Genomic DNA, 16,046 nt, shown 5'->3' with positions numbered 1-16,046 from the left:
ATAATCGGAAAATAGCGGCACAGGTTCAAAAAAAAACAGAGAAAATGTCTGATGCCGAACGACGTTCCCCTGCCACTGTTCAGTCGCTAAACAAAAAGCCACCCCCGATAATCTCGGGGATGGCCTCTGAAAGGAAAATGGCCGACAAGGTCGTGCCATCGTTTTAACAGTTCGGCAAAGAAGCGCCGAAGAACAGGAAATCGATCAGCAATTGCAGGTCCGATATGTCCACAGACAACGATTTGTCTACATCGTTCTCCTCAGCGCAAGTCGAGATCGCGCCGCCAAAGAACAGGTAGTCAACCATAGCGGACAGATCGGAAATATCGACAAGATCACCGGGATCGCCGTCAACATTTCCGGTCGTGCCTTTGCAGCAGCCGGTACAGTTGCGATAGTTGACCATATACCAGGCCTTGGCGTCGTCAATTGCAGTCTGCAAGTTTGCTAAGGTACCGTTGTAAATGGTTGCGGTTGCCGTTACGAAGTAGAACGTATCGGCAGCAGCAAGGCTGATGTTGTGCTTGAACGTAAGTACCGTATGGAGGTCGGTGGGACCCGCCTCCGCCGAGAAGCCCGGATTGGACATGTTGTCCCACATCTCTTTGGGAACGAATCCGTTATTAGGGTACACGAAGCTATCGTTTCTATTGGTATAGCCGCCGTACATGTCAGTTTTGTTAGCACAGGTGTCGAGATCGAGGTCGTGGTTCGTGTAATAGCCGAGCATTGCCGCACCGGCCCAGCGACGGTTGTTCTTGATGCACTCTTTGCCGACCTCGGATTTGTACTCGTACCCTTGCTGGTACACGAGATTGCGAGAGGCATCAAAGCCGCCAAGATTATAGGATCCTGTATCGGCTGGAACGTCGATATCATAGGCCTCACCAAATGTCAGGCCGGTAGCCGATACAACACCAGGTGCAAGATACACTTTTTCGATTTGAATGTGTATCTGCGTACCGTCGGGTTTGGTGATGATGATGTGGATTTTCCCCGAACCGACGTAAACAACCGTGTCGACAGTGGCGAATGTTCCCGTGATGAACCCATTTTCACCGGCAATTACGGTGTCACGCGGTGCGTGACCCGTGTCCGCGACTGGCTTGAACACGTTGGCATCCGCGATGCTGGAGCCGAAGATCGCCCAGCTCGCAATGACCGTGTCGGGGCTGGTTTTGTGGTGCAGAATCACCGGTGAGGCATCGAACAGATAGACATTCGTCGACCCTGGGATAGAATCGACCGTGTCGCAATCTGTCGACCAGAAATCGAGGTTTACCTTCCCGGCACCTTCATGTCCCAGATTGCCATTTGATGATACCACCAGTTTGCACCTTCCTGTATTGGTAATGATGGTGTCGAAAACCGGCGGAACCACGGTATCGGTGATCGGCAGAGCAATTTTGTAGTCCTGCACGTCAAACGGGGCCGGTGAGTTCGACCAGAATGTCACTGCACCAGTTAGATTAATCGTCGTCCCCGGGCTGTTGATAACTCCGCCGGGGTTCAGTATTACCGTCATGGTAGCAGTATTTCCAATGCCTGCCGGAATCGTGACCGGACCGGCTGTAGAAATGTTGATGGCATTCGGGCTTACAGGCGTCAGCTGGGTCTTCGTGATAGAATCAACCGTCAGGGTCGTGTTCCCCACGTTTTCCATCGTGATCGTCTCAACACGCTGCGTGCCGTGCTTGATGTACTCAGGATACGCGATGCTCGTCGGCCGGATTGCCAGGATCGGGTTCGGCACCGGGTCAACACACGGCAGCATGATCCACTTCGCCGGGTTCAACGTGAAAATTCCCTCCGGTACGACTATGTTACCCGGGAACTTGTCGTTAATGTACTGCATGTGAATGTACTTGGAGCCGGTGTAGCTCGGGAACACGGCTGTCTTGGCCGGGGTCGGCCAGGTCAGCGCGCCGTAGGTCGCGGTAAGGGAATCCAGGTCCATGCCGAAGCGAGCGATTGACGACCAGCCATCGCTTTCGCAAACACCGCCGAATCCAACCGAGTCACAACCCGGCGTATAGCTATTTGTCAGGTTCCGGCGCTGGTCCCAGGTGAGACCATTGAGATCGCTCGAAACCGCCATCCAGATGTCGCCGTTGGCCGATGAACCGGCATCGGAAGCTGCGGACGCGCAGTCGTCATCGACCCCGGCAGGGATATCGTTGAACTGCGTCCAGATGGTGTAGAAACGACCAGCGCATTCGCCAAACGTCACCTTTGCCTGGTTCAACTGCCACGCGCCTCCCAGGCAGTTGATCTGATCCCATTCGGCCGTCGCTACTGTACTGTACACTGCCGGGAAATTCTCCGACCAGTGAAAGATACGGCAATCGTAGCCAAGTGAGCCATCCGGTGCATAGGCGTTCCCCGGCCATACGCGGGCCGGCCACACGATATGCAGCTTGTCGTCGGAGGCAAACAAGGCCGACAGTTCCGCATACGCACGGTAGCCGTCAACATTCGGCACGTAGTTGGTCACGTTGACTTTGGTGCCCCAGGTGGCGCCCATATCGGTTGACATCTTATAGAAGACGTCGTTATCGATCTGGTTGGGACCCTCAGTCAGCCCCTGAGCCGTGTTCATCGTCCAGCAGATCGCCACCTTCTGTGAAGTGCGCGACGACGCCACTGTCGGAGAAACGCCGTTCAGAGCGCTGTCTACCAGAATGCCGGTCCAGGTGCCGGCCCCCTTGTTGCCCACTTTCCGAAAGTACGCAATGGCGCCCCACTGAACCGGATCACCTGCTTCATAGCTGACCAGGTGAGTCACGGCAGTACCGCCGACCTTCTGGTACTCGAGTTTCGGCCAGATAAGTTGCGTGCTCGTGCCGAGACTGATTCTCTGAGCCATTGTGTCCGGAATAGCAGAACCGGCTCCGAAGAAGCAGGCCATCGGCGAACCGTCCCAATACGTATGGGTATGATACGGTACTGAGCCATGGTGGTCATGACCGGCGATTACGACACCGCCATCGTCCGGGTCAACCGCGAGGTTGACATACACGCCATACTCGCCGGCTCCCTGTACTCGGCAGCCGATACCACCAGTATTTGGATAGGAACCGGAGACCGGATCCCAAACCTGATAGGCGTACTGCGCTGCGGTGAAGCTCGGTGCAGGCAAGAAGGCCGCGCCGAAATGTGCGTACGGGCCGTTCGGGAGCGGCGCCGGGCGCCAGTCGTTCATACGACCCTGGGTCGAGTTGTGCTGCTGGTCCCGGTAGCTGGTGAACAGGACCTCGCCCGGCGAAGCCGAGGGAGAGAGTGATCCCAGTGATGCCCCGGGCGTCTCTTTGGACTCGATACCCGGAGTCCATTCATCTGCCCCCTGAAGCGGTGTCGGCAGCGCATACACGCTGGTCCGAAGAACGCGCTTTTCCACCTTCTCCGTCGGTCGGTCGGCCGCCATCACAGTCGACAGCACCAGCGACACCACCGCCAGCGTGATAAAGATGATGAGAAATCTCTTGTGCATAGTTTCTTCCTCATTCGCTCAGTTTTTCGCCCGTCCGGTCATGGGTGCCGTGACGGACGCACTGACAACCTTCCATCTGCAATCAGTAGGCGCCGGCATTACTCGGTTAGCCGATGAAACGCCGGACGTGCGTGTTTCTCTGCTGTGAGATCACCTCCTTCGTCAGAAACGGGGCATATCTCCCCGCCGCGGTCGTATGGCTGACAGCGTTACGCGTTCGATGAGTATGAGTTGTTGACAGTGTCTCAGCAGAGAAAGTCAATGAGGCATATTACACCTGCGCCTGGTCAGAGCGCACGTGTAGCCGAGACTACTGTCCTTATGGACTTGCGTGGCTTAGCGAGATGTGTGTTTGGTTGTGATGCCCGTGAAATCCGTATACAACGTATCACGATAGGCGCCGGCATGCAAGTGAAAAGATACCGGCGCAACTGCCTTCGAGATCTGCATGGGCTGCGCAGCCCAGATTCAGAATTATGGACAGGCAGGCAGACTGCCGCCCGTGAACAGGTAGTCCACCACGACGGTCAGGTCGGATATGTCTACCGTCTGCGCAATATCTGCGTCGGTGTTGGCCTCGTCGAGGCACGATGTGATCGACCCACCCGCAAAGAGATAGTCGACCATAGCGCTGAGGTCGGATATGTCCGCAATGTCCATGGGGTCGCCATCAACATTGCCCCGCAAACCAAGGCAACACGGATTGCGGAACTTCCACACCGGAGAATAGCCAGAGCTGTCACCGGTTGAGATCTTGAACGCCTTCACACGCCAGGTGTAGACGCTGTCGGTCAGCGGTGCTCCAAACTGGTGAAACGTGGTGTCCAGCAGTACCGAAGAGACCAAAGCACCGGTTGCGTCGAAAAGCTCAAGCCGGTACCTGTCGTCGTTGTGTTTCCACGCCGTGGCCCATGAAAACAGAGGCTGGTTGCCAGGCTGTGACTGGTTGGGCGGGTTCACGAGCCGTGGCTCCAGGATCGGAAGATACCAGTTGGCAGTATACACCTCGGAGTTGCCGTTGCGGGTGTCGGTCCACACCGCGTTTATCTTGTCGTGAAAAGCAGTGACGCCGATGTACTCGCCCAGTCTGCCGGCCATCGGGCTCATGGTGGTCGGAGATTTGGTGCCATCCCCATTGTCCTGCCAGAACCGGACGGGGGGGAGCGCTTTCAGGAAATCCGGAGATGACGACACGCTCGAAATGCGGTGGTTGGTGGTAAAACTCAGGCCGCCATCGAATGAATAGGCCGCAGACAGATCAAACTCATAGTACGCGGGCGGATCATTACGCTGGTCGTAGAAGATGGTGGCCAACACTCCCTCCTCGTTACAGATCAGCCACGGATGGAAATTGTCGATCTCCTCGGAACTGGAATCATCATTGATTCGATAACGGGCGGACCAGGTGGCGCCGTTATCGGTGGAGCGGACAAAGTCAACGTCGCTCCGGCCCTGGGTGTCCTCGGGACCGATATTCGTGAAACACACATACAGATTGCCTGAGAAGGGGCTGCTCGTGATATCAGCGTCGGCGACCGGCTGCGAATAGGTCTGAATGCCGCCGTTGGCCGTCGTCCAGCCTGACACCGACAATATAGTGTCCTCATACGTGAATGAGATGCCCCCATCCGAGGACTTGACATGCTTGACAACATCACGGCCGGTGCAGAGAGTCCCGGAATCAAGTGCGATACCCTGCCAGAATACGTGCACGTCCCCGTTAGGTGTGACCACTGGAATGGAAAATTGGCCGGCATCGACTCGCGTACCGCCGCAGCCGGTCGATGTCTGAACCGGGCCGACTATCACCGCCGGGTCGAACGAGGCGCCGCCGTTCGTTGACCGGACAAAGGCTATCTGGTCCGGGTCGAAATCGGGGAAGCGCGTCCATGAACAGTACAGATATCCATTAAATCCACTGGTTCGGTCGACAGTTGTGAACTGCTTATCCTCGAACCATGGACCCGGTAGGGCATGAATCACCGGTCCGGTCCAGGAGATCCCCTTGTCGGTCGATTTGTAAAACGCGATCACCGAACCAGGCCCGCTCGGCTGAAAATCGAGCGCTGAAATGTAGAAGTGACCGCTGCTGTTCACCGACATCGTCGGGTCGGACTGCCAGCCCTCGAAGGGAAACTGCTGCGTATAGTACTGCATAGAGTTGTTTATCAGGGAGTCGTTCCAGGTCAGGCCGCCGTCGGTCGAACGCCCGATACCGATCTGCCTGTAACCAAGTCGGAAATCCCGCCAGTTGGCGATGATGATGTTGCTGTCGGTTGGACAGATCCACACCTGTTCTTCGTTGTTCAACTGCGGGATAGTGGTGACGCGGATGTTCGTCGGCGGTGCGATGGCTCGGGATTCTCCCACGAGGGTGAGTACTAAACAGGCCAACACGAAACCAAGGAACGCTTTTTTCATGGAACGACTCCTCATTCTGAATGTCAACATCGATGGTCGTACGCCGTGAGGACTAACAGGAGAAACGTACGGTCAAAGATAACTTGTTTGCGCTGTCTGTCAATGCCTTTGAACGTGGTCAGCCGGTCAGGAAGACCGGCCGCTCATGTTCGAGGTGAGCGGTCGGTCCATGCGTTTATGGTACTGATGCCGGAGCTTCTTATAGACAAGGCCGAGGAGTGTCGATGAGGAAGAACAGGAAATCCACCAGGTCGGTCAGGTCGGTAATGTCAACTGTGGCGTCGGTGTTGATATCCGCTTCCTGCGGACAAGGCAGAATTGGCGCGAACTGACCGCAAAACAACCAGTCGGTCAGAAGCGTAAGGTCGGAAATGTCCGGCCCTTCAAGCTCGCTTCTGTCGACATTTCCCGTGAGGCCGATACAGCAGTCCAGATCGCAGCCGGCATACGGCTTGACCATCGCATAATCTGATTCTATGAGGATGGGCGGGTGTGTTGTTCCGCCGTCACCGTACGCTGCGCCGAGGCCGCGACAATACGCCGCTGCCGATATGCGAATAGCGATCGTCGCGACATCGCTGATACCGGCCGGCATTGTGCACCCGAAGGCACTTATAGAGACGGCCGACGCGCTCAAACGTACCAGCCCCTTCTGCAAGAACGAATACGGCGGCAAGAACAGCACGGTATCGATCACGGCGACATCAGGCCCGACCATGATCTGCAACGGAACGTCGAATCCAATGATAGGATTGGTATGCCTGAGACGCAGCGTTACGTTCCGCGCCGTGTCGCCGGCGGTGAAGATGCGCTCAGGAATCTCCCAACAATTTCCAGGCACTTCCGGCGGATCGTGCGGCACGAGGGGAGCGCACGTGAGGACCGGCTGGCCTCGTCCGCAAGGATCGAACAAATAATCCTGTAAGAACAGCAAATCCCTGAGCGTCACACCCTGTACCCCGTCCATGTCCGCATCGGCAGGATTGGGTAACACTCCCCCTTTGTAAATGTAATTCACCATAGTGAGCAAGTCTGAGATGTTAAGCTGCCCGTCGCCGCTGGCGTCGCCGCAGAGCGGATTCGACGGGGCCGCGGAGCTCCGTCCCGGCTGACCTACCACTACGGTCACCACAAACAATGCGGCTGTAAGCAAAGCGACAGGAGGTCTTAATTGATGATGTTTCATTAGTGAACTCCACAAGCTACAACGTTGAACAACTGCGCCGTCCTGGTGGCTTGATGTCGATCCCGGTGGTGTAGTGCAGACCCCGGACACTGATACTTTGATGCTTCAGACTGAACCGTGCTTGTAAGACCATCACCTCCTTGCCTACGTGAGGACGCCCGCTCGAACGGACGGACCACTATGGCGGTCAGTGTGATAGAACTGTGGCTGAGAGCTTATGCCTTCGTGCTGCAGGGACACTCCGGACAGAAAGAAGATACACTACCCCACGTTAAGACGCAAGTGCTAAGTGGAATATGAGCTGGGCTTGTGGCATAACCAGAGGAACCCGGATCCGGAAGATCCGGCGTGCCGCCCCGATTATTTTTGGCGGACCAGTTCCTGCGCTATCCTCTGGGCGAGGGAATTCTGTGGATTCAGTCTGAGCGCCTGACCGATAGCTTGCCGCGCCTCTGCCAAATGCCCCAGTTCGAAGTATGTCATAGCGAGTTTTACATGCACGTCGTCGCTGAGCGGATTCGCCTGCCGCGCTCGCTCCAGTATGTTCAGCGCCCCGGCTCTGTCCCCTTGATTGAGCAAGAGCGTGGCAAAGTTAAGATACGTGTCGACCGTGTACGGCTCCAGCTCAAGCGCCGTCCGGTAATGCGCCACTGCCTCTTCCGTCTGACCCGTTTGCGAACAGACAATGGCCAGATTGATGTGTGCGGGAGCGAATGTCGGGTCGGCTGCAACCGCACTTCGAAAATAGGTCTCCGCCTCGGATCGCCTATTCTGGTCCAGGTACACGGTCCCAAACATCACTTGATTTTCAGCCTCAGTGCGCCGTCTGTCAATTCCCAGCAGGCTGTGGTTGCTCTCGACTATCAACAGTATGAGCACGAGCAAAGAGAGGGAGAGGTTTTTCCACCGACGTTTTTGAAACCAGTCGACTAGTTGTGCTGTCGCAGCAACCGCAAACAGAATGAGAAACGGCAGCAATGGCTGGCGATACCTTGCGCAGACGAAAAAGAAAAGAAACGATCCTATCCAGGCCGCCAGGAACACATAGAGGATCAAATATTTCCGCCAGTGTCTGAGCGACAACCCGATCCCGAGCAGCGCGAGCGGCGCCAGAATGCCGAAGGGAATCTTGATAACACCGGCCAATAGAAGTGGTCGGATCAGCCATGAAAACTGACGCACGTTGTACGGATCTTCGTTGTTGGGTATCTCATATCCTTGGAAGAACAGCCGGGTCTTCTTGAATGTCAGTGCAGCGAAATGTCCGGGGTCAGCTTGTATCTCCTGCCAGCCACGCTGATACCAGAAGTCCGAAACCTCGGAACGTTTGAGTGGTCGTCCTTCTTGGTTTTCCGCGATCACGACTGCCTCTTTGTACCCGCCTTCCCAGGTGGCATCAATCCCCGGCGCTGTGGCCGACCATCCGTTAGCAGCCCGGTTGTTCCCCAGGAAAAAATTGAACCCACCCTGCCAGGCGATCAACACCACGTCCTTGGCTGCAACGTAATTGCGAATTGTTACTGGCAGGATAACCACAACACACGAAACAACCAGCAGCAGGTACTTCTGCACGGCCGATTTCACGCCGATCCGATCTTTCAATTGAACCCACACCCATAATGCCAGTGCCGGAAACAACACCAGGAAGTTCGGTCTTGCGAGTGACGCGAGGCCAAGCAGTAGTCCTGACGCTGCGAAATTTCCAGCCGTCGGCGTATCTTCTGTTCGATATAACTGCCAGACAAGCAGCACAGCCAAAAGCGTCTTCAGGCTGGTGATGAGGATCGTGACATCGTGGTAGAGGAATGTAGGGTAGACCATCGCAATCGCGGCTCCCCACAGGGCGATACGCCGACCAAAGAGCCTGGTCCCCAACAACAACACGAGCAGAGGAAGCAGTGAACCGATGGTTATCTGGATAATCCGCGACCAGTACAGAGAATGATCGGCTACGCGATAGATGAGTGCAAACAGATACGGGTAGAGAGGCGCCCGGTAATATGGCTCGTTGCCGTAACCAGCCGGTGAATTGATCCTGTCGGCCAGGCTTACATGATACTGCTCATCCATCACCGGATGCTCGAAGGTCGGCATAGCCGTCACCTGATTCAGATACATGAGTCTGACCAGGAACGCCGCGATGACCAGGGTTACCGGCAGAACCCAGTTGGGGACGGCTAATCGGACCATGTTTCGAGCCTTAGTGGTCATGATGCAATATAGACAACACCGGGGCGAGTACAACTCTTGAACTGGGAGGCGCGCGACGGTGCATTTGACTTATTCGCAGAATGATGTACCTTGTTACCATCTTATGTCTCGCCACAGATTGCTCGGACTCTGTTGTGGCGCGGCAGCGCTCCTGGGGCAGAGCGTTCTGGGAGTCAGTCCGCAGCCGCAACATATAGAGATCTCACCGCTCGGAGATACTTCGCTGCTGCCATATTGCTTTGTCAGTGAGCGAGCGTACACCCTGAGTCCCGATCGACCAGGTATCCAAAAACCGTTCTGGATATTCCCAAACGAGTCCGGCTGGTCGGAGTTGATCGTGCAGGCTTTCAATGCCGTCTACCACTCCGACGAAGCCGCCAGCGTCCTCATTTATGACCTGACCAGAAACCAAACCGTCTCGCAGGACCCGCTGTTTGCCACCTTCACTGATTGTTCTGTGTTCATCGACGGCGCCTCGGGAAGACCAGGGGTGGCGGTTGGCTGCTATCGCCACGACTCGGCATTTGTTGCGCGCAACTTCCCCGGGACCAATAGATATGACCTGATCTTCCTGGCGAGTGGTACCGATCGCACCGGCAACGGCCGGTGGGAGCCGGGCGTTATCTTTCTCGGAGCGGCTGATTACGACTATGATGGTCTGACTGAGCTGTTCTTCCGTGTTTCAGTGGGAAGGGATCTGATGCCGCGTGTCCTGGCCTGCGTTGATATCGAGAATCTCAGGGTTGAATGGTCGCTGCCGGTTGCCACTTCGATCGATCCAAATGGTTTCTATCCGTGTGGAGACAGCGGTAATTCGGGTCTGCTGTTTGTCAGCTACGGTCCGGACAACGGCGTGCGCGACGCCCACTTCGATGATCGCTTTGGTTATCTCACGCGGGTCGATAGGCACGGTGAAGTGGTCTTCAATTTCGTCGTGGCCGATAGTTTTCGGGGCCCCCTCCTCCGTTCTGTTCCCTCTCAACATGACCGCTTCGCCTTCTTCCAGCCTGGTGTTGGGGGAACTGTCGGTGAAACGCCTCACACTGAGCACGGGGTACTGAGCATCATCGACGGGAACGGTGTGATGATTCGTCGCGGCACGACCAAAGAGGATCCCGCCGACATGCAATTCGCTTTGGCCTTTGGGTCATCATATCCGCTGCTTCACGTTGTCACGCGTGCCGGCGGGCTTCGCTTGTACGATTCCACGCTGAGCCTTGTCGTCGAAGCCGACCAACCTCAGCAGTTCCAGAGACTGCTGAGTACGTTGAGTCTTCCGGGCGAGCCCGAGCCTGGGTTGCTGTATCAGACTTCCCGTGGCCTCGAACTGTTTTCCTCGGAACTGGAGCGTCTCGCTCTACTGCCTGCTTACGTCGAGGGCGTGACACTGCTTCGGAAAGCGTCGCGCGACGATCCCGATCGCCTGCTGCTCACCTCAACAACGATGTCATACATCGGTAAAGTGACGCGCCGCCAATGGTACCAATATGTCAGCATTCTCTTCTGGCGGTACCGGAATCTCCTCCTCATCATACTGGCTGTCGTGAGTCTCGGCCTGTTGGTGCTCAATTATGTTCACCTTGGCACCCTGACCAAACTCCGCCGCATGGAAGAACGAAACCAGGCGATCCTCAATGCAACTCCGGACTTGATGTTCCGTATCGGCCGGCACGGGCACATCCGCGATTATCAGATCCATGCCGGTCAGCAACTGCTCGTACCGGCCGACCGGTTGATTGGCCGGACGGTCATGGACATTCTGCCGCCATATGTCGCAGCGCTAACCATGGCGAATCTCCGCACGTGTCTGGCGACCCGAAAGATGCAGGTATTCGAGTATCAGTTGGCTGTCGATGGGAAGACGGTCGATGAAGAGGCGCGGCTGGTCCCGTGCGGTTATGACGAAGTGCTGGCCATCGTTCGCGACATTACCGAGAAGAACCGTGCCGAGCAGGCGTTGCATCTCAGTCGCGAACGGTTACGGGCGCAGTTCGAGGCCTTTCCAATGGCCACGTACATCTGGGAATGGGTCGACCCGGACTTTGTGCTCACCGATTTTAACGCCAAGGCCAGCGAGGTGACCCATGGCGGCGTATCGAATTTCGTTGGCTCTAAAGCCGGCGACATGTATCGCGAGAGTCCGGACATATTGAAAGACATGAGGCGCTGCCTGGAGGAGCGAACCACCCACACGCGCGAAATGTGGTACCACTTCCGCACCACCGGCAAGGACCGATACATGTCCGTTAATTACAGCTTCGTGCCTCCGAACCTGGTCATGGTACATGCTGATGATATTACCGAACGCCAATTGGCCGTCAGCGCTTTGGCCGAAAGTGAGGCCAAGTTCAGGGCTGTGGCCGAATCGGTCAACGCCGTTATCATCATCTATGATGCCGAGAAGCTCCTGTATGCCAACCCGGCTATGTCGGAGATTAGCGGGTATTCGCCGGAGGAGTTGACCGGCATGTCGGTCTGGCAACTGGTGCATCCGGATCAGCGCGAGGAAGCGATGCTACGCGCGCAGGCTCGATTCAGGGGGGAACCGGTGCCGGAACGGCTTGAACTGAAAGTGGTCAGCAAGGCCGGACGTACCCATTGGGTCGAGTTCGCCGCTCGGCTCATCGAGTATCGCGGCAAGCGAGCCGTGTTGGGTACGGCGCTGGACATGACCGAACGGAAGCTTGCCGCCCTGGCCCTTGAAGAGAGTGAAGCGAAATTCCGTGCTGTTGCGGAATCGATGACTGCCGCTATCACCATTTTCGACGAAACAAAACTGTTGTACTGCAACCCCGCCTCGGTGGCTATTACCGGGTATTCGCTCGACGAACTTGCGGCCATGAGTTTTTGGGACGTCATCGACCCCGAGTACAAGGAACTCATAAAACAGTGGGGACGCGCCCGCCTTCAGGGCGAAGATGTGCCGCAATCGTATGAGGTCAAGATTAGAGCCAAGAGTGGGGCTGTCCGCTGGGTGCAGTATGCCGCCAAGCTGATCGAATTTCAGGGTCAACAGGCCGTTCTGGGTACCGCAATCGATGTCACTGATCGCAAACTGGCCGAGGAAAAGCTGCGGACGAGCGAACGCCGGTTCGACAAAGTGACTCAGGAGAGCCGGGAGCTGGTCTGGGAGGTGGACACCACCGGGCTCTACACCTATGTAAGCCAGGCCTGCGAAGCGATCCTGGGGTATCGGCAGGATGAGATGATCGGCAAAATGCACTGTTACGATCTGCACCCCCCGGAAGGTCGCGAGGAATTCAAGCAGATCGTCTTTGACAAAATAGCCAAACGCACCCCTTTCCGCGACTCAGTAGATAAGGTTCAGACGAAAGACGGAGGTATCGCCTGGCTCTATACCAACGGGGTGCCGGTATATGACGAAGCGGGAGAATTCACCGGATTCATGGGCGCCGATCTGGACATCACCGAGCGAAAACTCATCGAAGAGGACCTGTTCCTGAAAGAACGGGCGCTGGCCTCCTCCATAAACGCGCTCGCTCTGGCGGCTCTCGATGGCAGGATCAGTTATGTCAATGACGCCGCCCTGCGCATGTGGGGCTGCACCAAAGACCAGGCGCTCAACATGTCGCTCGGCGAACTCGCCAATAACCGAGGTGAATTCGACGCCATCATGGTCGAAGTCATGGCGCGCGGTCATTTTGTTGGCGAGGCAATGGCGAAGCGATGGGACGGTACGCCGTTTCACGTGCAGGTGTCGGCCAGCCTTGTTACCAACGCTGCCGGTGAACCGATAGCCGTGCTCGGCGCCTTCGTCGATATTACGAAGCGGCTTCAAGCTGAGAGCGCCCTGCGCGAAAGTGAAGAACAGTACCGAGCCGTTGTTGAAGGGGCGGGGGACGCCATCATGACGGTTGACACCGAGGGCGTCATCCGGTTTGCCAACACGCTGGCGCTTCGGAACGCCGACTTCGTAACGGACGGTGTGGTCGGGCAGTCGATCGACGCGATCTTTCCGCGCGAGGTGACACACGTGATTGGACGGCTCCTGCAGAACATCGGGTCGCACAGCAACACCCAGGAATTAACCTTCGCGCGCGGTGAAGCAGGCACGGAACAGTGGTATTCCGTGCGCATGTCGCCGCTTCGCGGCCCCGATGACACCGTTCTTGGTGCCGTTCTCTTCGTTCGCGACATCAGCGAAAGTGTCCGCGCCGGTCAACAGATAAAGAGGGAACGCGACTTTTCCAGGTCCATCCTCGAAACCGCCAACAGTCTCATTATTTGTCTCGACGAAAACGCCCGCCTGACGGTTTTTAACGAGGAATGCGAACGGGTCACCGGCTATTCCGCCGTTGAAGTGCTCGGCAAACGCTGGCCGGAGATGTTTCTCCCTCCCGAGGCCGTTCACGAAGGGCTGTCAGATTTCAAGTCCTGGGTGGCGCGACATCCGAAAGATCGCTACGAAGGACCGCTTATTACCAAACGCGGCGAGGTCCGGACGATCCTCTGGTCGAACTCTTCCTTTCTTGCGCCGGAGACAGGCAGACTGACCGCGATCGCGATCGGTTACGATATCACCGAGCGACGGCGTGATGAGGCCCGGCTCCAGCAAGTCACACAGGCGCAGTATAATCAGGTGAAGCAGATTGCCGGCGGCATCGCTCACGAGATATATAATGCCTTGTTCCCGGCGACAACCTCGCTGTACAAGCTGCGCGAACGTCTTGGTGCGGATACCGGAGATACCGAGCAAACAGCGCGGAATATCCGACTCATGGAACTGATCGAAGCGGCCGTGTTACGAGCGATCAAGATGACTGATACGGTCATGAAATACTCCCGGCTCGAAAGCTCCGTCTCTCAGAGTTCAGTCAATCTGCGCGACCTCGTGGATGAGTTGATCGAGTCCCACCGGGGCCGGCTGCAGCGCGACGGGGTGGAGGTGACGGTCGAGATAGACGACGACCTTGAGGTCCGTTGTATGCATGACCACTTGTTCAGCCTGCTGTCCAACCTGATGGGGAATTCGCTCGACGCTATGTGCGATGATCGACCCAAATGCATTTCTATCGCAGCCGATCGATCTGTCGAGAATATCCGCATTCGATTCGCCGACACCGGCGCAGGGATACCGCCGGAAAATCTTTCCCGTATCTTTGATCCGTTCTACAGCACGAAGCCGCGCACGGGTACCGGTCTCGGTCTGGCGATCAGCCGCAAGATCGCCGAACTGTACGGCGGATCGATCGAAGTGGAGTCGGTTATTGACAAAGGAACCCAGTTTATTATATTGCTCGCGGCTGGCAATACGTGACAAACCTACCGCGAAGGATTCTTCCGAGGAGATGCGCCATACAATATTGATAGTTGATGACGACCCTGGTGTTATTGAAGGCCTGACAGAGTTATTCATTGATGATTACGATCTGGTGGCGGCTGCCTCCGGCGCGGAAGCGCTCACAATAGTCGAGAGCCGCACTGACCTCGCCGCCATCGTCCTCGACATCCGCATGGAGAAGATGGACGGCTACCAGACGGCTTCAAGGATCCGTGACCTTCCCTGCGATGTCCCCATCGTTTTCAATACCGGTTACCCTGGTGAGTATCCCGAGAAACGGATCGATAAAAAGCACCAGCCGTATGAATACGTCGGCAAGAACGAGGGACCCCAGCGAGTGGTTCAAGCGGTCCGCAATGCCGTTCAGTATCACCACCTCCGATCGTCACACCCCGAGCTGGTCCGGCTCGCCCGCGCGGAATATGGTCTGGTAGGTAAATCCCGTCCCATGCTGGATGTGTATCGGACAATCGAGCAGATCGGACCAAGCGACAACAAGGTAATCATCCTCGGTGACACCGGGACCGGCAAAGAGCTGGTGGCGCGCGCGCTGCACAAACGAAGCCCCCGGGCGTCCCAGCGATTCGGCATCTTCAACTGCAACCATAAGGACCCCAGTCTGGTCGAATCGGAACTATTCGGCCACGTCCGAGGCGCCTATACCGGCGCTGTCGAAGGACGCATCGGGCTCTTCGAATACGCCAACGGCGGCACCGTGTTTCTCGACGAGATCGGCGACCTGGACAAGACCACCCAGGGGAAAATCCTCAGGGTCCTCGAGACGGGGGAGATGTCCCGTATGGGCGAGCCCAATGTTCGGATAGTCGATGTCCGCGTTCTCTGCGCCACCAATCGGGACTTGTTCACGCTGGTCAAGCAGGGGATTTTCCGCGAAGACCTGTATTATCGCCTCAAAGGAATCACGATCGTGATGCCGCCGTTGAAAGACCGGCGCGAAGATATCCCCGACCTCATCGACTATTTCCTGGAACTCTGGTGTGGCAAGAGGGGGATCGGTCTGAAAGTGATCGAGCCGAGGGCTCGCGATATGCTCGTTGAGTACGACTGGCCTGGCAATGTCCGCCGCCTTAGCGATGCCGTGAGGTCCCTCATCGATCTGACACCGTCGTACTACATTAACTGGGCTGATGTCGCGTCGTATCTGAAGATCCCCGCTCAGGACCTGGCCGGAAAGAATGGGTTCCGAAGGATGGTTCGCGATTTTGAAAGAGCGCTGATTATCAAAGCCCTTGATCACAACCGGTCCAACGTTAGCGCGGCCGCACGGGAACTTGGACTGGACGCGGCCAACCTCCGCAAGCTGATCTCGAGTCTCGAGATCACCGTCTGAACCGCTTCCTGGGCATGGCCGGGCCGGGCTGTGGCTCGAAGCGACCAAATTACGGTCAAGCCCAGTAACTGACTCCCCAGTCCCA

The 16,046-nt window shown here is 56.6% G+C and carries 6 protein-coding genes; 2 read left to right on the top strand and 4 right to left on the bottom strand.

The features are described from left to right. Window positions 1–163: 163 nt before the first annotated feature. The 4 genes from AB1644_10975 to AB1644_10960 all read right to left on the bottom strand — a co-directional run bounded on the left by AB1644_10975 (window position 164) and on the right by AB1644_10960 (window position 9,287). Complete coding sequence (locus AB1644_10975; protein MEW6051565.1) at window positions 164–3,490, bottom strand: hypothetical protein; 3,327 nt, start codon at window positions 3,488–3,490, stop codon at window positions 164–166. 474 nt (window positions 3,491–3,964) lie between these two features. After that, window positions 3,965–5,911, bottom strand: a complete 1,947-nt coding sequence (locus AB1644_10970; protein ID MEW6051564.1) for a sialidase family protein — start codon at window positions 5,909–5,911, stop codon at window positions 3,965–3,967. Window positions 5,912–6,110: 199 nt separating this feature from the next. After that, window positions 6,111–7,097: a hypothetical protein gene (locus AB1644_10965; protein ID MEW6051563.1), complete on the bottom strand. Its 987-nt coding sequence runs from the start codon at window positions 7,095–7,097 to the stop codon at window positions 6,111–6,113. A gap of 360 nt (window positions 7,098–7,457) precedes the next feature. After that, entirely contained in the window at window positions 7,458–9,287 is a 1,830-nt protein-coding gene (locus AB1644_10960; GenBank protein MEW6051562.1) for a tetratricopeptide repeat protein, read from the bottom strand. A gap of 124 nt (window positions 9,288–9,411) precedes the next feature. Here AB1644_10960 and AB1644_10955 point away from each other — a divergent pair, with 124 nt between their 5' ends. Both AB1644_10955 and AB1644_10950 read left to right on the top strand, forming a co-directional pair. Next, window positions 9,412–14,586, top strand: a complete 5,175-nt coding sequence (locus tag AB1644_10955) for a PAS domain S-box protein (protein ID MEW6051561.1) — start codon at window positions 9,412–9,414, stop codon at window positions 14,584–14,586. 31 nt (window positions 14,587–14,617) lie between these two features. Then, a complete protein-coding gene (locus tag AB1644_10950; GenBank protein MEW6051560.1) occupies window positions 14,618–15,961 on the top strand; it encodes a sigma-54 dependent transcriptional regulator in 1,344 nt (447 codons plus the stop codon). The last annotated feature ends 85 nt before the right edge of the window (window positions 15,962–16,046 follow it).

The organism is Candidatus Zixiibacteriota bacterium, from assembly GCA_040753875.1.
GTDB lineage: Bacteria > Zixibacteria > MSB-5A5 > GN15 > FEB-12 > DATKJY01.
This window is presented reverse-complemented; position numbering and strand designations above follow the sequence as displayed.

Excerpts from the sequence above, each read along its gene's own strand:
- AB1644_10965 (MEW6051563.1), bottom strand. The coding sequence starts at position 7,097 with ATGAAACATCATCAATTAAGACCTCCTGTCGCTTTGCTTACAGCCGCA.
- AB1644_10960 (MEW6051562.1), bottom strand. The coding sequence starts at position 9,287 with ATGGTCCGATTAGCCGTCCCCAACTGGGTTCTGCCGGTAACCCTGGTC.
- AB1644_10970 (MEW6051564.1), bottom strand. The coding sequence starts at position 5,911 with ATGAAAAAAGCGTTCCTTGGTTTCGTGTTGGCCTGTTTAGTACTCACC.
- AB1644_10955 (MEW6051561.1), top strand. The coding sequence starts at position 9,412 with ATGTCTCGCCACAGATTGCTCGGACTCTGTTGTGGCGCGGCAGCGCTC.
- AB1644_10975 (MEW6051565.1), bottom strand. The coding sequence starts at position 3,490 with ATGCACAAGAGATTTCTCATCATCTTTATCACGCTGGCGGTGGTGTCG.
- AB1644_10950 (MEW6051560.1), top strand. The coding sequence starts at position 14,618 with ATGCGCCATACAATATTGATAGTTGATGACGACCCTGGTGTTATTGAA.